The 19,656-nt window shown below is 50.2% G+C and carries 22 protein-coding genes; 13 read left to right on the top strand and 9 right to left on the bottom strand.

The features are described from left to right. Positions 1–92: 92 nt before the first annotated feature. The 3 genes from rseP (at position 93) to ftsE (ending at position 2,960) form a co-directional block, all read left to right on the top strand. On the top strand, positions 93–1,184 hold the full coding sequence (rseP, locus tag H6F93_RS12585) for an RIP metalloprotease RseP (RefSeq protein ID WP_190681151.1): 1,092 nt from the start codon (positions 93–95) through the stop codon (positions 1,182–1,184). A 106-nt stretch (positions 1,185–1,290) separates the two neighbouring features. Further along, positions 1,291–1,992, top strand: coding sequence for an endonuclease III (nth, locus tag H6F93_RS12580; RefSeq protein ID WP_190681149.1), 702 nt, complete (start codon positions 1,291–1,293; stop codon positions 1,990–1,992). Between the two features lie 191 nt (positions 1,993–2,183). Then, entirely contained in the window at positions 2,184–2,960 is a 777-nt protein-coding gene (gene ftsE, locus H6F93_RS12575; protein WP_190681147.1) for a cell division ATP-binding protein FtsE, read from the top strand. A gap of 8 nt (positions 2,961–2,968) precedes the next feature. Here the strand turns inward: ftsE and H6F93_RS12570 are convergent, their stop codons facing one another. Together H6F93_RS12570 and cobU are read right to left on the bottom strand one after the other, a co-directional pair. Beyond that, the gene (locus H6F93_RS12570) at positions 2,969–3,412 is read right to left on the bottom strand and encodes a hypothetical protein (RefSeq protein ID WP_190681145.1); all 444 of its coding nucleotides are present in this window, start codon (positions 3,410–3,412) and stop codon (positions 2,969–2,971) included. 103 nt (positions 3,413–3,515) lie between these two features. Then, the gene (gene cobU, locus H6F93_RS12565) at positions 3,516–4,106 is read right to left on the bottom strand and encodes a bifunctional adenosylcobinamide kinase/adenosylcobinamide-phosphate guanylyltransferase (RefSeq protein ID WP_190681143.1); all 591 of its coding nucleotides are present in this window, start codon (positions 4,104–4,106) and stop codon (positions 3,516–3,518) included. A 224-nt stretch (positions 4,107–4,330) separates the two neighbouring features. Between cobU and H6F93_RS12560 the strand changes: the two genes are divergently transcribed. The 4 genes from H6F93_RS12560 to hpsU all read left to right on the top strand — a co-directional run bounded on the left by H6F93_RS12560 (position 4,331) and on the right by hpsU (position 8,146). Then, a complete protein-coding gene (locus H6F93_RS12560) occupies positions 4,331–5,083 on the top strand; it encodes a hypothetical protein (protein ID WP_190681142.1) in 753 nt (250 codons plus the stop codon). Positions 5,084–5,392: 309 nt separating this feature from the next. Beyond that, positions 5,393–6,346 carry a glycosyltransferase family 2 protein gene (locus H6F93_RS12555; RefSeq protein ID WP_190681140.1) on the top strand — a complete coding sequence of 318 codons (954 nt, stop codon included), beginning with the start codon at positions 5,393–5,395 and terminating at the stop codon, positions 6,344–6,346. A 155-nt stretch (positions 6,347–6,501) separates the two neighbouring features. Continuing rightward, complete coding sequence (locus H6F93_RS12550; protein ID WP_190643071.1) at positions 6,502–7,431, top strand: glycosyltransferase family 2 protein; 930 nt, start codon at positions 6,502–6,504, stop codon at positions 7,429–7,431. Beyond that, positions 7,397–8,146: a hormogonium polysaccharide biosynthesis acetyltransferase HpsU gene (gene hpsU, locus H6F93_RS12545; protein ID WP_524537938.1), complete on the top strand. Its 750-nt coding sequence runs from the start codon at positions 7,397–7,399 to the stop codon at positions 8,144–8,146. The genes H6F93_RS12550 and hpsU overlap by 35 nt, the downstream gene beginning before the upstream one ends. Positions 8,147–8,349: 203 nt before the next feature. On the opposite strand, the gene gloA is transcribed toward hpsU, so the two are convergent. Further along, the gene (gene gloA, locus H6F93_RS12540) at positions 8,350–8,787 is read right to left on the bottom strand and encodes a lactoylglutathione lyase (RefSeq protein WP_242043424.1); all 438 of its coding nucleotides are present in this window, start codon (positions 8,785–8,787) and stop codon (positions 8,350–8,352) included. A 200-nt stretch (positions 8,788–8,987) separates the two neighbouring features. Here gloA and eno point away from each other — a divergent pair, with 200 nt between their 5' ends. Together eno and H6F93_RS12530 are read left to right on the top strand one after the other, a co-directional pair. Beyond that, entirely contained in the window at positions 8,988–10,280 is a 1,293-nt protein-coding gene (gene eno / locus H6F93_RS12535; RefSeq protein ID WP_190681136.1) for a phosphopyruvate hydratase, read from the top strand. A gap of 183 nt (positions 10,281–10,463) precedes the next feature. Next, on the top strand, positions 10,464–11,978 hold the full coding sequence (locus H6F93_RS12530; RefSeq protein WP_190681135.1) for a dolichyl-phosphate-mannose--protein mannosyltransferase: 1,515 nt from the start codon (positions 10,464–10,466) through the stop codon (positions 11,976–11,978). Positions 11,979–11,989: 11 nt separating this feature from the next. Here H6F93_RS12530 and trmB read toward each other — a convergent pair whose 3' ends face one another. Next, complete coding sequence (trmB, locus tag H6F93_RS12525; RefSeq protein ID WP_190681133.1) at positions 11,990–12,622, bottom strand: tRNA (guanosine(46)-N7)-methyltransferase TrmB; 633 nt, start codon at positions 12,620–12,622, stop codon at positions 11,990–11,992. Between the two features lie 375 nt (positions 12,623–12,997). Between trmB and H6F93_RS12520 the strand changes: the two genes are divergently transcribed. Then, on the top strand, positions 12,998–14,116 hold the full coding sequence (locus tag H6F93_RS12520; protein WP_190681132.1) for a metallophosphoesterase family protein: 1,119 nt from the start codon (positions 12,998–13,000) through the stop codon (positions 14,114–14,116). Here the strand turns inward: H6F93_RS12520 and H6F93_RS12515 are convergent. Further along, positions 14,113–15,357 (bottom strand): FIST signal transduction protein, encoded by a 1,245-nt coding sequence (locus tag H6F93_RS12515; RefSeq protein ID WP_190681130.1) that lies wholly within the window; start codon positions 15,355–15,357, stop codon positions 14,113–14,115. The genes H6F93_RS12520 and H6F93_RS12515 overlap by 4 nt on opposite strands. A 467-nt stretch (positions 15,358–15,824) precedes the next feature. On the opposite strand from H6F93_RS12515, the gene H6F93_RS12510 reads away from it, so the two are divergent. Together H6F93_RS12510 and tsaE are read left to right on the top strand one after the other, a co-directional pair. After that, positions 15,825–16,049 (top strand): Calvin cycle protein CP12, encoded by a 225-nt coding sequence (locus H6F93_RS12510; RefSeq protein ID WP_190643078.1) that lies wholly within the window; start codon positions 15,825–15,827, stop codon positions 16,047–16,049. 150 nt (positions 16,050–16,199) lie between these two features. Then, positions 16,200–16,682, top strand: coding sequence for a tRNA (adenosine(37)-N6)-threonylcarbamoyltransferase complex ATPase subunit type 1 TsaE (gene tsaE, locus H6F93_RS12505; RefSeq protein ID WP_190681122.1), 483 nt, complete (start codon positions 16,200–16,202; stop codon positions 16,680–16,682). A gap of 34 nt (positions 16,683–16,716) precedes the next feature. Here the strand turns inward: tsaE and H6F93_RS12500 are convergent, their stop codons facing one another. The 4 genes from H6F93_RS12500 to H6F93_RS12485 form a co-directional block, all read right to left on the bottom strand. Next, entirely contained in the window at positions 16,717–17,118 is a 402-nt protein-coding gene (locus tag H6F93_RS12500) for an ExbD/TolR family protein (RefSeq protein ID WP_190681119.1), read from the bottom strand. Further along, on the bottom strand, positions 17,102–17,752 hold the full coding sequence (locus tag H6F93_RS12495) for a MotA/TolQ/ExbB proton channel family protein (protein WP_190681117.1): 651 nt from the start codon (positions 17,750–17,752) through the stop codon (positions 17,102–17,104). Before H6F93_RS12495 ends, H6F93_RS12500 begins: the two co-directional genes overlap by 17 nt. A 17-nt stretch (positions 17,753–17,769) precedes the next feature. Next, on the bottom strand, positions 17,770–18,561 hold the full coding sequence (locus H6F93_RS12490; RefSeq protein ID WP_190681116.1) for an LmeA family phospholipid-binding protein: 792 nt from the start codon (positions 18,559–18,561) through the stop codon (positions 17,770–17,772). A 220-nt stretch (positions 18,562–18,781) separates the two neighbouring features. Next, the gene (locus tag H6F93_RS12485) at positions 18,782–19,330 is read right to left on the bottom strand and encodes a LeuD/DmdB family oxidoreductase small subunit (RefSeq protein WP_190643083.1); all 549 of its coding nucleotides are present in this window, start codon (positions 19,328–19,330) and stop codon (positions 18,782–18,784) included. 71 nt (positions 19,331–19,401) lie between these two features. On the opposite strand from H6F93_RS12485, the gene H6F93_RS12480 reads away from it, so the two are divergent. Next, positions 19,402–19,641: a hypothetical protein gene (locus H6F93_RS12480; protein ID WP_206755726.1), complete on the top strand. Its 240-nt coding sequence runs from the start codon at positions 19,402–19,404 to the stop codon at positions 19,639–19,641. The last annotated feature ends 15 nt before the right edge of the window (positions 19,642–19,656 follow it).

The raw sequence follows: 19,656 nt of genomic DNA, 5'->3' as shown, positions 1-19,656 counted from the left end.
GGCGCGAAAGACACTAGCGATTGCGTTTCTACGACGGATACAAACGCCTAGAATAGAGAAGATACCTAGCTAAACTTCAGCAGAATTTACCTATGTCAGTTTTGGCGGCGATCGCAGTTTTGGCGATTTTGATTGTGGTACACGAAACGGGGCACTTCATGGCAGCCCGTCTTCAGGGAATTTACGCTAATCGCTTCTCGATTGGCTTTGGCCCCATTCTTTGGAAATATCAGGGCAGCCAGACCGAGTACGCGATTCGAGCAATTCCCCTGGGCGGTTTTGTAGGTTTCCCGGATGACGACCCCGAAAGTGACATTCCCGAAGACGACCCCAATCTGCTGCACAATCGCCCCATTCTTGACCGTGCCATTGTGATCAGTGCCGGGGTGATTGCCAACTTGGTGTTTGCCTACCTGGTGTTTCTGACTCAGTTTACGACAGTAGGGATTCCAGACGGCATCAATTTTCAGCCTGGTGTACTGGTGCCCCAGGTGATTTCTCAAAGTTCACCCGCTGCCCAAGCTGGAATTCGCTCAGGCGATATTGTTTTAGCTGTGGATGGTGAACCGCTCGGCTCTTCTGAAGCAGCGCTCACCACACTGATGCGAACCATTCAAGATAGCCCTGATGAAGCAATAGATTTGACCGTGCAGCGGGGCGATCGCCAGCTTGACCTCACCGTTGTTCCAGAGCCAGGAGCCGATGGCAAAGCCAAAATTGGCGTACAGCTTTATCCAAACGGCACTCCCGAATACCGTCGTCCACGGGAAATACTTGAGGTCTTTAGTCTTGCTGCTCAAGAGTTTCAGAGAACCTTCGTCAGAATTGTTGAAGGATTCGTTATGCTCATCACCAACTTCTCTGAAGTTGCAGGACAGGTTGCCGGTCCCGTCAAAATCGTTGAGCAGGGTGCAGGACTTGCCGCTTCCGATAGCGCTAGCCTCTTCCCCTTCACCGCCATCATCAGCATCAACCTGGCCATCATCAACATCCTGCCGCTGCCTGCACTGGACGGTGGACAGTTGACCTTCCTACTGATCGAAGGGCTGCGGGGCAAACCCCTACCCAACCGTCTCCAGGAAAACGTGATGCAGACCGGATTAGTACTGCTGCTAGGCTTAGGCATTTTCTTAATTGTCCGGGATACAACTCAGCTAGAGGTGTTTCAAAAGCTGTTTCAGTAGCCTACATAGGCTATAGATTCCTGTGGGATGGGCATCTTGCCCGTCCAGGCAGGAAAAAACACACCTCTTACAATTCAATTCCCTCTACCCCTTCTGACTTGCTTCTGTGAGTACACCTCGCAAAATTGCAGCTAAACGAAAGCTGGCTTTAGAAATTTTGGTGCGTCTGAAACGTCTCTATCCTGACGCAACCTGTTCGCTTGACTACGAAACTCCTGTACAGCTCCTAGTTGCTACGATTCTTTCAGCGCAATGCACCGACGAGCGGGTGAATAAGGTTACGCCAGAGCTATTTCGCCGCTTTCCCGATGCAGTTGCTCTAGCCTCAGCCGAACTCGATGAAATCGCAACCCTGATTCGCTCAACCGGCTTCTACCGCAACAAAGCAAAAAACATTCAGGCAGCTTGCCGCATGATTGTTTCGGACTTTGAGGGACAGGTGCCCAAGCTGATGGAAGAGTTGCTGAAACTGCCGGGAGTGGCCCGCAAAACGGCTAACGTTGTGCTGGCTCATGCCTATGGCATCAACGCTGGCGTAACAGTAGATACTCACGTCAAGCGGCTGAGTGGACGGCTAGGCTTAACGACCGAAACTGATCCGGTCAAAATTGAGCGGGATCTAATGAAGCTGTTGCCCCAGCCCGACTGGGAAAATTGGTCAATCCGGTTGATCTATCACGGACGAGCGGTGTGCATGGCACGAAACCCGGCTTGCGATCGCTGCTCACTGGCTGACCTTTGCCCCTCCGCCGATCTCTCCAAAATTACTCCTCCCCCCACTAGCATTGCCACCTTCTCGCCCAGTTGAGTCAGACAGGTGCTTGGGGCGCTACTGACTTGTATTTCTGACGAATGTCTGGCAAAGTAGTGACTCTAGTAGCAACAGCTATTACAATTAGCCTTCGTGGAGCAGTCCTGGCCTCCAGTCAACCATCAGAGCATTTTGGTTCAGCTTCCCGCTCTATCCCAATAATCTACTCATTTCTATAGACCTGCTCTATGGCTCACGTCACTACCGAACCACCTTTGAATTCGGGCTTTGGCTCCTCTGACTCTCCTAGTGATCCCGTCACGGCTGCATCTCCGTCTCACTCAAATAACACTGCTAAAGTCATCGTTAGCCTACAACGAGTCAACAAGGTCTATCGAAATGGCAGCCGAGCGCTGGTAGACGTGAGTTTGCAAATCCGGCAGGGAGATTTTTTATTCATTACGGGTCCGTCTGGTTCTGGTAAATCAACGTTGCTCAAGCTTTTGTATGGCGAGGAAAAGGTGAACCAGGGCGAGGTTATGGTCAATGACTGTAACCTGTCGCAGCTCAAAGGAAACGATCTGTCGATGCTCAGAAGACGCATCGGAGTTGTTTTTCAAGACTACAAGCTGATCCCACGTCGCACTGTTTCTGAGAATGTTGCCTTTGTCCTTTGGGCGCAGGGCTTTACCCGCAAGGAAATTCATCGTCGCCTGCTGCCCACGCTGAAGATGGTTGGCTTGCAGGATAAGGCAAACTGTTTCCCAGACGAGCTTTCGGGCGGCGAACAGCAGCGCGTCAGCATCGCTAGAGCAATTGTCAGCACTCCGCCAATTTTGCTAGCTGATGAGCCAACTGGAAACCTTGATCCTGACAATTCCTGGCAGGTAATCAAGATTCTCAGAAAGCTAAATGGAATCGGGATTACGGTGGTTATGACGACTCACGACGAGCATCTCGTGCGGCTATCTAACCATCCGGTTGTGCAAATTCGCAACGGTAGGCTGTATCATCCCCGCCATTAATTCTTCGGTTATTCCTCGCCTTTAGTATTGGCTCGCTTACCAGCCTGCATCAGGCGATCGCGTATTTGAATGAGTTGGCTCTGAGTGCTGATGGGCGCTCGCGGCTGGGGCATTGCGGTATCGGGCCAAGTTGGCAGATCGACGCAAGGGCAAGTTAGCGCAGGCATCCCCATATTCGGCACCGGGACAGGCATTTCACAACGGGCACAGGGGTCGATCTCCCAAGATGGGCTGAGCAGTTCAGCAATGGTTTGATGCGTTCCTTCCAAATAGCAGTCCTTTGAGTCGGGCGACACAATTTGGTGCCAGCACTCCTCAAATTCGGCGCTGTAGCGATCGCCCCGAATCACGGGCTGAGGCAAAAGTGCTGTTTGCCCATTCTTAATTAACACCTTCTTGCCCAACTGAAACCAATAGGCGAGATATTGTCTGACTTGATCTTGGGATGCCATAGCTTTTAGTCGAACCCGTTACCTAACGCAATTAACCCACCCCTCTACAATCAATGCTACAGGGCAGCAAGGAGCACTATCAATTTAGAATCTGCATCTATTGTTAAGGTTTTGCGGAGTCAATTTCATCTCCAACAGGGTGGAATCTAGGCAAGGGCGAACCTAACTGGCTCAGGTTTAGCACGTGTCCTGCTGTTACCAGGTAGGTTGAGGTGGCAATCGCCCCAATTTCACGGGTTAATTTGCCCAGACGATCGCGAAAAGTTCGCCCGATTGGATAGGCAGGTACAACTCCCCAGCCTGTTTCTTCAGAGACAAGAATTACGTCACTTGTTGTGTTGATTAAACTCGTCAACAGTTCCTTTAAAGTTTGCTCCCAGAGAATTTCATCTTGCTCTAACAAATTTGCTAACCAGGTACCTAAAGAATCAATTAGCAAACATTCTATTGGGGCAGCAGCGCAAATTGCTTTGCTTAACTCTATGGGAACGAGTCGGGTCTGCCAGTAGGCAGGGCGGCGTTGCTGATGTTGCTCGATTCGGGCTCGCCACTCTGCATCATCTGCAAGCTCTTGGGCTGTAGCAACATACACAACTGATTTGCCCGATTTCTCCGCTAAATGCTCAGCCCATTCACTTTTGCCGGAACGAGCAGGTCCAGTCACCAAAATCAACTGCCTTAGGTTAGATGACACGGTTTGCAACTGATAAGATTGCACTTTACGAAAGTATTTTAACCTGTTGAAACAGGGTATCTATCGGGTATTATCACGGGTGGTAGTTTCACGAGTACTACTTAGAAATACCTCGGTTAGAAAGCCAGTAAAAATTTCAGGTTGCACTAATTTTGTATCTCTACATTTGATCGCTTGTAGTCTGATTGCTTATAGTTTTTTAATTTCCTAGAGGGAAGTAGCCGATGAGAAAACCAGGTCTGCAACGGATCGAGTCAACCCTGGAGCAACTTCAAACCCAGCGTGTTGCTACCACTGACCAGGCTGGCGATCGCGCATTCTCCTTCAAACTTTCTGCTGCAACGCCATCCAGCCGTTCAGGAATGGCAGCTAAGCAAGTGCGCCCCTTCCCCGCTCAGAAAAGCAGTGCTGAAATTCCCAATCTGCCAAAGTTCAAGTTGCCGAGCTTTAGCAGCCACCGTCATGTCGCCAATCCTGCGCTGGCAATGGGATTGCTCAAAGAGCTAGAGGGCACCGTAGAAGGCTGGCAGACAGAGCTCCAGCAAATTTTGCTGCAAATTCAGGCACTTTACCTGGAAGGTCCGATTGTAGATGGATGGCTAGAATCGCATCCCCATGAGCCTCAATCGAATCCCTCAGCCACAGGCACTTCAGCCGTTATTCGTCATGCTGAAGTTGACCGCTTGATGGATTATGTGCAGGAAATTTGTAACGTGCAGCCTGGAACCGAACAGCCGATAGCCTGTGAATCTCCACGCACAGGCTATCGGCTGTGTGGGCTGGGAGAAGATGGGCAGTCTTGGTCACGTCCTTGCCCACCCGATCAAATTGCCCAGGTTAGCTTGGCGATCGCCCGTTACCAAAAACTGCGGCAATTACTGGCACGCAAACAATACCTAGAAGCACGTCTGAGTCAACTTGCTAAAACGCTAATTGCGCTGCACGGACACCTACACGACCCTGCTCTCAAAGAGTGAAGTTAGATAAGTTTTGGAATATGAAATCAAAGAGTTGCGCTCCAAAACATACTTAAATTCCAATCTCAGAAATTAGGGCACTCCGCTCTGCGGGGTGCCCTAATTTCTGTAGCCCTAATTTTTAGAATTGGTATAACTCCAGCAAAGCTACTAGGTTACGGACGTAAGAATACCGAGAAATTTATTTTCATTCTCGGCTTCTTCATAGAAAATTGATGAGGCTCTATAGGTTTATGGGCTAAATAAAGAGTAGCTTGGTTGAGCTAGTCCACAGCAGCCTGAGCCGCTGATTTATCAGAACTCAAACCTATGTCTGAGCCGCAGATTTCTGCTATTATCTGCACCCATAACCGCGATGCCTACCTCGGTGCCGCGATCGATAGTTTGCTGGAGCAAGAGTTTGCAGGCGACTTTGAGGTGATCGTGGTTGATAATGCATCGAGCGATCGCACCCGTGAGGTCGTCGAAGCCCGTCTGCCTCACCCTCGCCTGCACTACATTTACGAATCTGTTACGGGCTTGTCGGTTGCCCGTAACACGGGAGCCAAAGCTGCTCGTAGCGCCATTCTCACTTATCTGGATGATGATGCCGTTGCCAGCAAAGGTTGGCTGCAAGTGCTGTACAACGCTTACGAAGCCAACGAAAAACTAGCCATTTCAGGCGGCAAAGTAACGCTGCTGTGGCCACCCGGAGTGGAACCTCCCCGCTGGCTTTCTTCCGGTTTGGCAGGTAATTTAGGAGCCTATGACCTGGGAGATGAGGTTGTTTACATCGACAAACCCGGCCTGACTCCCCGAGGCTTAAACTATTCCATTCGCCGCTCGTTCTTAGACCAGATCGGCGGATTTGATGTGAATTTGGGACGAGTCGGCAAGAACCTGCTGTCTAACGAAGAACTGCACGTGACAGAACTGGCTCTGTCAACAGGCTGGCAGGTTGCTTACCTACCCGATGCCCTGGTGGCTCACAATGTCGCTCCAGAACGGCTACAGCGCTCCTGGTTCCTAAACCGGGGCTGGTGGCAGGGGATCAGCGAATGCTACCGAGAACAGCTGGCCGGACGGGCTGGATTGGGACAGTTGAACCGAGGCGGTGAACGTTTCCTGCGCGGACTTGTTCGCTCTGTAAAATACATTGGCGATCCGGCGCAGCGGTTTGACAACTTCGTTTATGCTTATGGGCAAATTGGCTATCTAAAATCTGCGATTCAAGGAATGGTGTCTGCCCCTGAATGGTCTAAGCGATCGCAGCAATCCTCCTGACCCGCTGATGACAGCCTGTACAAGTTCCTAGCTCGATCGTCATTCAAGCTTTTGTAACTTTCAGATAAAAATTCCGTCTGGTTATTCGTTTGTCCCGTTTAACTTTCCTTTTTTCCTCTGTTTCAGTTGTTAACCCGCTTTGACTTGAGATGACTATGACCTCTAAACTTCCCGTGTCGGTTCTCATTCCCGCTAAGAATGAGCAAGAAAATTTGCCCGCTTGCCTTGCTAGCGTTGCCCGTGCGGATGAGGTGTTTGTAGTCGATTCCCAAAGTAGCGATCGCTCCGTCGAGATTTCCGAAAACTTGGGTGCGAATGTCGTTCAGTTTCACTTCAACGGTCGCTGGCCTAAAAAGAAAAACTGGTCACTAGAAAATTTGCCCTTCCGCAACGAGTGGGTACTGATCGTCGATTGCGATGAACGGATTACGCCTGAACTGTGGGACGAGATTGCGGAAGCCATCGAAAATCCAGACTTTAACGGCTACTACCTCAACCGTCGCGTCTTCTTCCTGGGCAAATGGATTCGGCATGGCGGCAAATATCCTGACTGGAACCTGCGCCTGTTCCGCCATCAGAAAGGTCGCTACGAAAACCTGGGCACTGAGGAAATCCGCAACACGGGCGACAACGAAGTCCACGAACACGTCGTGTTAGAAGGCAAGGTTGGCTATCTCAAAGAAGATATGCTGCACATCGACTTCCGTGACCTGTTCCACTGGCTAGAACGCCACAACCGCTACTCCAACTGGGAAGCTAGAGTTTACTACAACCTGCTAACTGGCATGGGTGAAAGCGGCACGATTGGCGCAAACCTGTTTGGGGACTCGGTGCAGCGCAAGCGATTCCTCAAGAAAGTATGGGTGCGCCTGCCATTCAAGCCTCTGCTGCGCTTTGTGTTGTTCTATTTCATCCGCTTGGGCTTCTTAGATGGCAAAGCAGGATATATCTACGGTCGTCTGCTGAGCCAGTATGAGTATCAAATCGGGGTCAAACTGTTTGAACTACGGCAGTTTGGGGGACGGTTGAACACCACCCCTGCACCAACCAGTGCCCCTGAACCTGTTCCTCAACCTGATGCCTGAATTCTTACCCATCCCCGATTTCCTTCAACCCTGGCGATTCTTAAACCCTTCCCAGGATTCTTCCCAGGCTATGACTGCTCCACAACTGAACGCTGATGCGGGCGATCGCCTTCCTGCAACGTCCGCATCAACCCCCAACGCCGAAAATCCAGTTCTCGATGCTGCCCCTCTGGCAGACCTGCGCTTGTATGACCAATCGTGGTTTGACCGGGGGCGACCGGGCTGGTTTATTTTGCTGTGGTGGCTGGTGCAGGCGATCGCCTTCCCGCTTAGCCCTCACCCTTTAAGCGGTATCCGGGTTTGGCTACTGCGACGATTTGGCGCTCAAATTGGCAAAGGCGTTTTGATTCGCCCTACCGCCCGCTTTACCTATCCCTGGAAGGTCAGCATCGGCGACTATAGCTGGATCGGAGACGATGTGGTGCTGTACAGCCTAGACCAGATTAAGATTGGTCAACACTGTGTAATTTCCCAAAAAACTTACCTTTGCACAGGTAGTCATGACATCAGCGACCCGTCCTTTAAGCTAAAAACTGCACCGATTGCGATCGGAAACGGAGCCTGGGTTGCGTCTGACTGCTTTGTTGCTCCTGGTGTGAAAATTGGTGCAAATGCTGTGATTGGTGCCCGCAGCAGCGTCTTTAGCAACATTCCGAATCAGCAGGTTTGCCTGGGGACACCCTGCCGTCCTCGTTATCCTCGACAGATGAATTAGACGGTCAGTTCAACGAACCCGCAAAATCGTCATGTCTGCGTCTGAGGCATGGTTAGCCACAGCGAGAATTAAAGCCTCCAGCAATTTTAGCTTGCTGGAGGCTTTGACTTAATTGATTTTGTTTCTGGCAGATGAATTGCCAAAGTTGAATCTCAGTCTTTGTTTGCGGCTGGTTTTAGGGGCGATTGCCCCACCTCCTAAAATCAACGAGAAGCCACTTGAAGTGTTGATTCCTGCTGAGGGGCAGGTGTTCCTTGCGTTCCCAGTTGAATTAGCTCAACCTTATAGCCATTCGGGTCTTCCACAAAGGCGATTACAGTAGAGCCGTGCTTCATCGGTCCGGGTTCGCGTACCACCTTACCGCCCAACTGCTTGATATGGTCACAGGTGGCATAGATATCATCCACGCCGATCGCAATATGCCCGTAAGCATCCCCTAAATCGTAGCGGTCAGTGTCCCAGTTATAGGTCAGTTCCAAAACCGTGTGATCTGATTCCTCACCATAGCCTACAAACGCCAGCGTAAATTTGCCGCCTGGATATTCCTTCTGCCGTAGTAGCTTCATTCCCAGAACATCGCAGTAGAACTTGAGGGACTCTTCCAGATTGCCAACCCGCAACATCGTGTGGAGTAATCGCATTGTGTTCTCCCATTTGTTTCTCATTGTCCCCTTTATTTTGAAGCAGACTTTTGTAATCCGTCATTCACCATTTGCCCTTCGTCAGCAGTTCACAACCAATGACCAGCAACCCATCAGAAAAATCCCCGAACTGCGCTTCAGGGAACAGGGAACTGCTATAGGATTAAGCCTGTGAGTAATTCCAAGTAGGGGAGAAAGGGATGATTGACATCTCGGATACGACGATTGAAGAAATTCGGGCAAGGGAAATTCTGGATTCGAGAGGTCGTCCAACGGTTGAGGCTGAAGTCTATTTAGCGAGTGGCGCGATGGGATTGGCTCAAGTGCCGAGTGGTGCTTCTACGGGCAGCTTTGAGGCACATGAACTGCGAGACGGAGATGGCGATCGCTACGACGGCAAAGGCGTACTCAAAGCAGTAGAAAACGTCGAAGAAAAGATCTCCTCTGAGCTATTGGGATTAGATGCCCTTAATCAGTCCCTAATCGATCGCACCATGATTGCTCTGGATGGCTCTGCGAATAAGTCCAACTTAGGCGCAAACGCGATCCTGGCAGTTTCTTTGGCAACGGCAAAAGCAGCCGCGAATGCGCTAGAACTTCCGCTATATCGATATCTGGGCGGACCACTATCTAACCTGCTGCCCGTCCCTTTAATGAACGTGATCAATGGCGGTGCCCACGCTGACAACAACGTGGATATCCAGGAATTCATGATTGTGCCAGTGGGAGCCTCATCGTTTCGGGAGGCACTGCGCTGGGGGGCAGAAGTGTTTGCCTGCTTGAGCAAAGTCTTGAAGGGCAAAAAACTATTGACGGGCGTGGGAGACGAAGGCGGCTTTGCGCCTAACCTGGAGTCTAACCAGGCTGCACTTGATTTGCTGATTGCGGCGATCGAACAGGCAGGTTACAAGCCAGGAGAAGAGGTTGCTTTGGCGCTGGATGTTGCTGCCACCGAGCTTTACAAGGATGGACAGTATACTTACGACGGTTCTGTCCATTCTCCGACTAAAATGATTGATTACCTGGAAAACCTGGTCAGCCAATATCCCATTATCTCCATCGAAGACGGGCTACACGAAGACGATTGGGAACATTGGCAACTTCTGACTGAGAGATTGGGAAATACCGTTCAACTGGTTGGGGATGACCTGTTTGTCACGAATCCCGAACGCTTAAAGAAGGGAATTGAGCAAATTTCAGCTAACTCCATTCTGATCAAGCTGAATCAGATTGGCTCTTTAACCGAAACGCTGGACACTATTGATTTGGCAACACGCAATGCCTTCACTTCTGTGATCAGCCACCGTTCTGGAGAAACGGAAGACACCACGATCGCCGATCTTGCAGTTGCGACTCGTGCCGGACAGATCAAAACGGGTTCCCTCTGTCGTAGCGAACGAGTTGCCAAATACAACCGCTTGTTGCGGATTGAGGATGAATTGGGAGAACAAGCGCTGTATGCAGGTGCAGTCGGTTTAGGTCCCATAGGGTAGACGGTTTAAAGCTTTTCTCGTTGCAGGGTACTCTTCTTTAGCCTCGTGGACGGTACAGGAGGCAGAGCCCTGTAACGAGAGAAAGTAACGAGAGAAACCCAAAATTCTTTTGCGGCTACATTTTTCTGGCTTGGGCGTTTAAGCTATAGCAATTTGTGTGCCTGTTGCAGGTTCGAATGGCGTATGACTGTGCACCGTAAACCTATCGACCGCTTCCCTTGGTTTTGGTTTGGTTTGGCTGGGGTGTTTTTACTTTCAGTCTTGCTGCGCTTTTGGGGCTTGGGTCGGTTCAACACGTTAGTGTTTGATGAGGTTTATTTTGCTAAGTTTGCCAGCGGTTACTTGAGAGGAATTCCGCTATTTGAAGGACATCCACCCCTGAGTACCTACTTGATTGCGCTAGGCATCTGGATTGCGAGGCACACGCCAATCGGGGATGGCAATCTGAGAAATGGGCTAACGGGGCTAGTGCTATCGCCTGTGAGCTACCGTTGGTTTAATGCGCTGACAGGGTCGCTAATCCCGCTGGTGGTGGCAGCGATCGCCTATCAACTCAACGATCGCCGCAGTTTTGCCCTGATCGCGGGTTTGTTTGCGGCGCTAGACGGTTTGTTTCTAGTCGAGTCTCGCTACGCTCTGATCAACGTTTACCTGGTAATTTTTGGGCTACTGGGGCAGCTATTTTTGCTCTTGGCGCTGAAGGTCCAGTCTTACCGACGCTGGCTGAGGTTGGCGATCGCAGGCGCATTTTTTGGAGCCTCGGTTGCCGTTAAGTGGAATGGGTTGGGCTTTTTGCTTGGTGCTTACCTGACCTGGAGTGCAGCCTGGGTGCTTCAGTGGACCAACCAGTTGTTTCCAAAAGCCTTTTCGCCTAAAGCTACCTACCAAACTGCTCTAGAACATTTAACACAGCTAAAACTTTGGCACATTTTGCCGAACCTAACGCTGATTCCCTTCCTGATTTATTACGTCAGTTGGATTCCCTTTATCCGGCTTGATCCCAGCACCAACTTCTGGCAGTGGCAAACTACGATTCTGGAATATCACGGGCGGGTTGGCGGCATGGATGCCCATCCATACTGTTCGCCCTGGTATACCTGGCCGCTCATGCTACGTCCGGTTGCCTATTTCTACAAAGCCGCTCAAACTGCCAGCGAACCCGTTCTGGTTGTAGGTCCGCCCCTCCCGGACGGAACGGGAACTGTGATTTACGATGTCCACGCACTCGGAAATCCAATTCTCTGGTGGTTTTCGACAGCCGCACTAATTTTTCTGATCGGCGTACTGGTTTATCAAGCCTGGAAATGGCTTACTGCTCCTAACTTAAAGCTTCACCCCAGCAATCCTTCTACTCCTCCTCCCCTCCCATCCTTCCTTCGCTCTCACCCCTCCCCTGCGCCTTACCTCATTGCCCTATACTTGCTGCTCAACTACAGTGCGAATTGGCTTCCCTGGGCAAAGGTGACTCGCTGTGTGTTTATCTACCACTACATGGGAGCGTCGGTGTTTGGGCTGCTGGCGATCGCCTACCTCAGCGATCGCTGGCTCTGGCATCCCCAAGCAGTTTTTAGAGCCGCAGGCATTACAGCAATTTTCTTAATTGCGCTGGCGTTTGTGTTCTGGTTACCACTTTATCTGGGGTTACCGCTTTCGATGGAAGGATTGGAATTACGTCGCTGGCTTGATTCTTGGATTTAAGGGATTGAAGACTATTGGCGTTGAAACAGGACGCGGTAGACTGGCTCTCCTCGCGATAGGGTAGACTGCTCACGCTCGGTCATGACGGGGAGCGGGTTGGTAGGAAGCCACTCGTCATTCTGTGGAGTAAAGGCAGGATGTTCTAAGAAGCGATCGCGCATTTCGATCGCAACTGCCTCAATGTCTGACTGGAGCAGCACTAAGCCGCCGCTGACCAAATGTTTTGCCAATTCTTCTACTACCTCCGGCTGCACCATGCGACGCTTCTGGTGCCGCTTCTTAAACCAGGGATCGGGAAACTGAATCGTGACCCCTTCCAACGTGTTCGGCGGCAGCGAATTGAGCAGCAGATGCAAGGAAGCATTCACGTTGCAGAACAAATAGTGCAGGTTCGTAAGACCTAGTTCCTCTAGCCGCGAATTGGCATATTCGACCAGCGGTTGCCGAATTTCTAGCCCCAAAAAATTCCAGTCGGGCTGCTGCTGCGCCATGTCTTGCACAAAATAACCCTTGCCACAGCCAATATCTAAATGCAAAGGCTGCGTCGGGTCAGCATAAATCTTTTCCCAGTTAGGCGGGGTAACGGGTTGCTGATACTTATCGCTTAGCGGGTTAACATGTTGGCGCACACGAACGAGGGGCAAGGCAAATACTCCTATGCTGTAAAAGTCTGGCTGATTCCAATAGGTTTAGGTTTAGCCTTAATTTGAGGATCAGACGAATTCTGATCGTTATAGATCATAGCCCTGCGGCAAAGATCCTTATCCCGAGCAAGCATGTTTATGCCTAATTTATACCTGACTATAGCTGTCCTAAATCAGTTGTAAGACGAGCGGGTTGTGAGAGGCGCACCCCTCCGGGGTGCGCCTCTCACAACCCATTAGGATTGCTGTATGTAAACGCTATATTCAGCAGGGCAGGAGCGTTTAGTTGAGAAAACCAGCTTAAAACTTTTTCCTAGCAGTTTTGCGGGATGGGGCTGTCTTCATCCTTCATCCTTCACCAGATTGAGCCAGCTTATGAGTTTAGATTTTCGGTTTGCGATCGCCAGCGACCTTCACATCGCCCTTCCCCACACGATTTGGGATCATCCCACTCGCTTTCATCTAGTTGAAGTGAGCATTCCTGCGCTGGAGGTAGTGCTGGAGCGGTTGGAGCAGCTAGAGCTAGACTTTTTGCTATTGCCGGGAGATCTGACTCAACACGGGGAACCAGAAAATCATAGCTGGCTAGCTGAGCGGTTAGCGAAACTGCCCTACCCAGTTTATGTGATTCCAGGAAATCATGATGTGCCAGAACGGTTTGCCACGGAGCGATCAATTGGGCTGGCTGACTTTCCTTTGTATTACCCAAAATTTGGCTACGATGACCCAACGCAGGTTTACTACAGCCATGAAATTTTGCCAGGAGTTCGGTTGATCGGGCTAAACTCTAACTTTTTTGACTTTGAAGGAAAGCAAATTTGTACGGGCTACCTGGACGATGAACAGTTTGACTGGCTTCAGCAAACTTTGACAGAAACCAAAGGTGAATTAGTCATAGTGATGATTCACCACAACGTCGTAGAACATTTACCAGGGCAGTCTAGCGATGCGCTGGGTCGTCGCTACATGCTGAAGAATGCACCCAGGCTACTGAAATTACTCCGGTCTGCTGGCGTGCAGTTAATTTTTACAGGGCACCTCCATGTGCAAGATATTGCTTGCCATGAAGGAATCTATGACATCACCACTGGCTCTTTAGTTAGTTATCCTCACCCTTACCGAGTGCTGCATTTCCGACAGGATGAACAGGGTAAACAACAACTTCAGATTGAGTCCGATCGCGTTGCTGCTGTATCCGGATGGGAAGATTTGCAAAGCTCGTCACGGGAGTGGATGGGCGATCGCTCTCGTTCTTTCATGCTCAAACTCCTCACTCAGCCACCCCTCAGCCTTTCCCTTGCCGAAGCAGAAGCCTTAGTTCCAGGTTTACGCTACTTCTGGGCTGACATTGCCGACGGGGATGCGCTATTTAACTTTCCTCAGTTCCCAAGTGCGGCTCGTCGATATTTTGAGCGGTTTAGCGCCAAAGATCCCTTGGGCAGTCCAGCTTTGATCGATAATTGCACGACGTTGATGTTGGAAGGGAAGGACTAGGGCTGACGGCAAATGCCAAAGACAGAAGTGTACCCATGTAGGAAAGTCGCGTCCCCGACCGGACCAATTTCGCCACCGCAAAAGAAGCCGCTGACCGGAATATTATGGATGTAGCGACCAAACAGGTGAGAGTCAAAGTTGGGCTGTCCATAGAGTCCTTGTCCTCGTCCAACGCACGAGAAGAGCAGCGCACCTGCTGCTTCAGAGTTTGCCTGAGTGTTTTGCTGATAGCGTTCTAACATCATCTCCAGGTCTTCGGCAGAGGCTTGGGCATCACGCAGATGAAACTGAATGCGCTGCCCTGGACGGACGCGATCGCCAATTGCGATCGCTCCCACCTTCGGGTCAACGCCCAGCAAATTGCGAATCAAAAAATCTCCCTGTTCCAGACGCTGCTTAAATTCGTTGCGGGCAATTCCCACAAACAAGGAATGTTGCGCCAACGCCCTATCTTCATCACTTAAATCTTGAAATAGTGACTGAAGCACCTCTAGCGGAGTCTTTGCCATGCCGCAAGCTAAAGCATCCGCATCAACCTGTTCCTCAATACTCAGGACAATATTTCGCTCACCCTCAGCGACACGGTAAGTCTGCCCAATTGGACGGCAGCCCTGAGCCACAATCGTTTCCATCACAATGTCGCCACTCAAGGCTACACCGACCGTTCCCTCGTAAAGTACTTGGTCATTGAAAAACAGCGTGCTGCTGTTGGTAATTGAGCTAACGCTGGCTAAGCCACCTACCTTCGCAGAACCCGGATAGGCATAGTCCAACCCTTGCAGCAAATCATTGATCCCCGAAGAGAAAGGGTCAGATAGCAAGACAAACTGAGGTTCATCCTCAGGCGAAATGCCAGTCAGATCGACCCAGGCAGACGGAGGGCTGTCCAGATCAGGCAATTCATCTGAGGGAATATGAAATGGCTGTACCTTTACGCCAGGTAAATGAGCCAGACTGAGACTCAAGCCAGCTTCCTGCTCAACTTCTTGAGCTTCACCTGACTGATTCATGCCAATCACGCCGCCGCCGCTACAGCCAATTAGAACCGGCAGAGAGAGCCGTTCTTGCAGTAAAGGCAACAGCCGGGAATATTCACTGGCAAACGCCGAGGAGATGAATACTAACCCCAAATCTGCCGGAGCTTGCAGCGATCGCTGCGCCTGCTCGACTACTTCTCCGACTGCTGCCTCCAAGGACGGGCGAGTTGACAAAGCACTAGCCCATTTCATCTGGTCAGTCATGAGTTCTACCCTTTTGGTAGCGCTACTGTTACCCAACATACATCAATGCTACACAGCAATCCTAAATCATTTGTGGGATTGAGAGCCTTGGAAGCCCCTTCCGAAAGAAGTACACATGTCCCTCGTTCTAGGATGCGCTATGGCAATCTCAACTATCTTGCTAAACTGAAGGTAGACGAGTGAGTATGTTTTCCTATAAGCATCTGCATTAGATGGCTATGCCAGTCTTAACAGATGCGACACAGGAAATTCTGACTAGAGATAGCTTGTGCAAGGGAGCAACGAGCCAAACCTTAAAAAATAGGGCTTAATTTGGTTTCGTTCTGCTGACCTCGTGCATTACTGAAGGTAGAAGTTATGTTCTAAGTCATGTTTCTCTGGAAAGTTTAACAAAACAGTTTGTTAAGCTAATCTGTGTTAGGAAAACTCAAAGTTCAACGATAAAACTGATTGAAACCGGAAAGTCTATGAGCGATATTCAAAGCCAGATCGAAAAAGAGCGTGAACAGGCTCGTGCTGCTTGTGAAATAAGTGGTGGTAATTCTCAAGAATGTGCTGCTGCCTGGGATGCAGTCGAAGAGCTACAGGCTGAGGCGTCTCACCAGCGCCAAAAGGGTTCTCAGAAAAACTCCCTGGAGCAGTACTGCGACGCTAACCCTGATGCAGACGAATGTCGTGTATACGACACCTGAGGTTGAACCTAGTTTCAAGATCTGTCTTGAAATTAAGTCCTTAGCCGTACAGTTTCTTAGATTACTTGGATGGGGGTGCAGGCTACTGCATCCCCTTGCTTTTTATAACTGCTAGTGAGTTGTGGCTGGAATTGTGACTATTGGGATGTGATGACATCGATCGCACTTTCTCTACCTGATGCCAACGCGACCCGTAAGTTGGGAAATGTGCTGGGGCGATCGCTACCAGCAGGCACCGTGCTTCTGCTAGAAGGAAATTTGGGCAGCGGCAAAACAACTCTAGTTCAGGGGATCGGTGAGGGACTGGGAATTGTAGAGGCGATCGCCAGTCCCACCTTTACCTTGGTGAATGAATATTTAGAAGGGCGAATTCCGCTCTACCACCTCGACCTCTATCGGTTGGAACCCTCAGAAGTTGCGGCGCTTTATCTGGAATCCTATTGGGATGAGATAGAAAACCCATTGGGCATCGTCGCGATCGAATGGGCAGAACGTCTAGAACAGCGACCGTCAGATTATTTGCAAATTCGTCTAACCGGTGCAGAAACCTCTGATCGGCAGGTATACCTTAAAGGAATTGGACAACCTCCTATCAGGCTTTCGGAACTGCTGGCAATGTATGAACCGATATAAGAGCAACGAGTTTTTTAACCTATGCCCCCTGCTATCAGGGACGCTGAGTTGCGATCGCCAGCCTCACTCCCTCAATTGCCCGTAGCCGATCCATTACCGCTACGACCTGCCCATGATCGACCGCTGCATCGGCGTTGATCACCACGAGCGGGGGTTGTCCCGATGCTACTAACGTCTGTGTTTGCGCTGCTAGGTCATCCAGCACAACAGGTTGGCGATCGAGAAAAAGCTCCCCCCCCTGGTTAATGGTCACTACAATCTGATTCTGCGGCTGAGCTTCACCGGTAGCAGCTCCAGGCACATTCACCGGTAGCCCCTCAGAGCGGGTCAGAAATAGCGTAGACATAATGAAAAACGTCAAGATCGCAAAGATCACATCGATCATCGGCACTATGTTAATCTGCGGCGGTATGTCTGGCTCACTGGGTAGGCGCATAAGGCAAACCTCCTCGCTCATAGCGGCGGCGGTAAAGTAGCTCTAACTGACCACCATACTCTTGAATTAGAGCCATTTGCCTTAGATATAGTCCGCGAAACATATTGGCAAACAGCAGCGTAAATATCGCCACAACCAAGCCCGAAGCAGTTGAAATTAGCGCTTCGCTGATCCCTGCCGTTACTCCGGTTGCCTGAGTGCTGCTCAAGTCTCCTACGCGCAAAGACGCGAATGAATTGATCAAGCCTAAAACGGTGCCCAGCAGACCTAGCAGCGGGGATACACTGATTACCGTTTCGAAGATCGTGTTAAAGCGCTTTAGCAGCGGCAGTTCTGCCTGTGCAGCGCTTTCCAACGCCAGCCTAAACTCATCTGGAGTCGCCTGCTCTAGCTCCATAGCCGCTATGAAGATTCGGGCCATCGGCAAATCTGCATTCTGCTCTAACTTCTGGAATGCTGTACGAGCACTACGACGATAAAGCGCTAAAATTTCGCGGATTACCCGATCTTGGCGGCGAGCCACCTGGAACCAGAAGACAACACGCTCTAGAATTAGCGCTGTTGCCAAGATTGATAGTCCTAGTAGGGGCCACATGACGACCCCACCTAGGACAAATAAGTTGCTAATTGACATGCCTTTTTTCGGTCTGATCAAGTTCCTGGAAAGTGGTCAATCTGAGCGTAACCGCTAAAGACCAACTTTTTTCCATGAGTTTCTAGACGATTAACTCGGAGCATTACGCCATCCAAGTCAAATCGATCTAGATCGACCATACTATCCAAAATCTCGGCGAATGCCATAGTTAGAACTTCAGACAGCCCGCGCACGTCCTCAGGCACCGCTTCTGGCTCAAACTGAGGGTTGGCAAAAGAAATTCGGCGGCGTTTTTCAACTGTCAGCGTCGCGGTCATGCTGATGGGCACGTCGCTCCGGTTTGGCAGGTCGGTCTTCGCTGCAATTTGTACCCGGTTGTCAGGCAACAGCTGTACCTTGACTGCTCTAAAAGAAATGGCTTCCCCGCCCGAAAGGTTAGTTAAAGTTTCTGATTCAACGTTTTTGAGGCGCTTTTCTACCAGATCAGCCTCAAATGCCCGATTTATTGCTTCTTCCGAAAGAGTGACCTGCGCAACGGCTTGTGTCGGCTGCTTCAGACGGATCTTCCCCCCCATGATCGAGCCAACGTCAATTGAAACAGCATCAGTCTCAAAGGACATTTCCTCGACCTGAAACTGTCTGCGGATTGTCAATCCTCGACCGCTCATCTTAAAGCTGTCAATACTGCCTTGCAGCAGCTTGCTAGAGGGATAGCAGCGAATATCAACTTCAACCGACTCACTTTGGGTGAACAAGTGGCGGATAGACTGACTGGCGACAGTATTGAGCATGCGCTCACCCATGTCTGTGCCAGGACGATTAGTCAAACCAGTAAAACCACCAAACATGCGAATGCGCGTTCACGAGAGTTCTCATCCTTTGTAACAGAATATAAAGAACTCGACAACCGTTGTATAACTTTTATGACGATTAGTTGCACTTATTCTTTGCTTATGAAAATCCTATATGTTCGAAAAGCTACAAGGTTATTCATGCAAGGCGTAATCTCTCAATCCTTGATGAGGCAAGCGTTTTGCCGCTTCAGAAGGCATTTGAACTTTGCTATTTCTAGGCTTTAGTTGCAATCATTCCAGTCTGACGGGCATAGGCAAAAATTCCACCTGCATCAATGACAGGACCGACATCTCCTAACGGTTGAAGACTATATTCCTGGTTGAGCGTGTGGTTGATCAGCCGATTCTGCTCAAAGTCGATTGTGACTTCTTGCCCTGTTTCAAATTGGTCGCAGAGGCGATCGCCCACTTCCCAAGGATACAGTTCACCCGTTGCTGTACAGTTGCGGAAAAAGATGCGGGCGTAGGACTGAGCCACGACTGCCTCTACTCCTGCTGCTCCTAAGGCGATCGGTGCATGTTCACGAGAAGAGCCACAGCCAAAGTTTTCCCCAGCGATGATGATCGGGTATATAGTTTTCATCTCGCCCTCGGCAATAAATTTGCCGTAGCGATCGGGCAAGCCAATCAGCGCATAGCTGCCCAGCTTTTCATACTCATCGGGCTTTGAGGGGACTAGGGTCAGATATTCCGCCGGAATGATTTGGTCGGTATCGATGTTGTCATCTACAACAAAAATCAAGCCTCGAATCGTTTTGCCCATGCTGACAGTTTTCCTCTCTGACTTGAGTAAATCGAAGGAACGTTAGTCTTCCACTTTATCACTGCATTACTGTGGATCACTGCATTGCTGCGGCTTGTCCCATCGAGAACGTGAAGGAGTTGGGAAAGGCAAATAGGGTGCTCATAAGGCAAAAGTTGTCGGCTCTAACAAAAAAATCGGCAGAAATCCTGCTCAACACAGGTCAATCTGCATTCGCTGCTGTTCAAGAATTGCTCAACACACTAAGCTATGAAAAGGGCAATCCTGGCGATCGCCCTCTTCTGCATCAGTTGCAGCTTTTGCAATTTTGAACCCTGAATCTGGAC

It is taken from the genome of Leptolyngbya sp. FACHB-671, from assembly GCF_014695745.1.
Taxonomy (GTDB): Bacteria; Cyanobacteriota; Cyanobacteriia; order Elainellales; family Elainellaceae; genus JAAUTN01.
The sequence above is the reverse complement of the archived record's forward strand: the minus strand, read 5'-3'. Positions and strand labels throughout refer to the sequence as shown.

Excerpts from the sequence above, each read along its gene's own strand:
- H6F93_RS12490 (WP_190681116.1), bottom strand. The coding sequence starts at position 18,561 with ATGTTTGGTGGTTTTACTGGTTTGACTAATCGTCCTGGCACAGACATG.
- H6F93_RS12495 (WP_190681117.1), bottom strand. The coding sequence starts at position 17,752 with ATGTCAATTAGCAACTTATTTGTCCTAGGTGGGGTCGTCATGTGGCCC.
- tsaE (WP_190681122.1), top strand. The coding sequence starts at position 16,200 with ATGACATCGATCGCACTTTCTCTACCTGATGCCAACGCGACCCGTAAG.
- H6F93_RS12500 (WP_190681119.1), bottom strand. The coding sequence starts at position 17,118 with ATGCGCCTACCCAGTGAGCCAGACATACCGCCGCAGATTAACATAGTG.
- H6F93_RS12550 (WP_190643071.1), top strand. The coding sequence starts at position 6,502 with ATGACCTCTAAACTTCCCGTGTCGGTTCTCATTCCCGCTAAGAATGAG.
- H6F93_RS12530 (WP_190681135.1), top strand. The coding sequence starts at position 10,464 with ATGACTGTGCACCGTAAACCTATCGACCGCTTCCCTTGGTTTTGGTTT.
- H6F93_RS12515 (WP_190681130.1), bottom strand. The coding sequence starts at position 15,357 with ATGACTGACCAGATGAAATGGGCTAGTGCTTTGTCAACTCGCCCGTCC.
- H6F93_RS12520 (WP_190681132.1), top strand. The coding sequence starts at position 12,998 with ATGAGTTTAGATTTTCGGTTTGCGATCGCCAGCGACCTTCACATCGCC.
- H6F93_RS12485 (WP_190643083.1), bottom strand. The coding sequence starts at position 19,330 with ATGGGCAAAACGATTCGAGGCTTGATTTTTGTTGTAGATGACAACATC.
- ftsE (WP_190681147.1), top strand. The coding sequence starts at position 2,184 with ATGGCTCACGTCACTACCGAACCACCTTTGAATTCGGGCTTTGGCTCC.
- H6F93_RS12570 (WP_190681145.1), bottom strand. The coding sequence starts at position 3,412 with ATGGCATCCCAAGATCAAGTCAGACAATATCTCGCCTATTGGTTTCAG.
- gloA (WP_242043424.1), bottom strand. The coding sequence starts at position 8,787 with ATGCGATTACTCCACACGATGTTGCGGGTTGGCAATCTGGAAGAGTCC.
- H6F93_RS12560 (WP_190681142.1), top strand. The coding sequence starts at position 4,331 with ATGAGAAAACCAGGTCTGCAACGGATCGAGTCAACCCTGGAGCAACTT.
- eno (WP_190681136.1), top strand. The coding sequence starts at position 8,988 with ATGATTGACATCTCGGATACGACGATTGAAGAAATTCGGGCAAGGGAA.
- H6F93_RS12510 (WP_190643078.1), top strand. The coding sequence starts at position 15,825 with ATGAGCGATATTCAAAGCCAGATCGAAAAAGAGCGTGAACAGGCTCGT.
- rseP (WP_190681151.1), top strand. The coding sequence starts at position 93 with ATGTCAGTTTTGGCGGCGATCGCAGTTTTGGCGATTTTGATTGTGGTA.
- H6F93_RS12555 (WP_190681140.1), top strand. The coding sequence starts at position 5,393 with ATGTCTGAGCCGCAGATTTCTGCTATTATCTGCACCCATAACCGCGAT.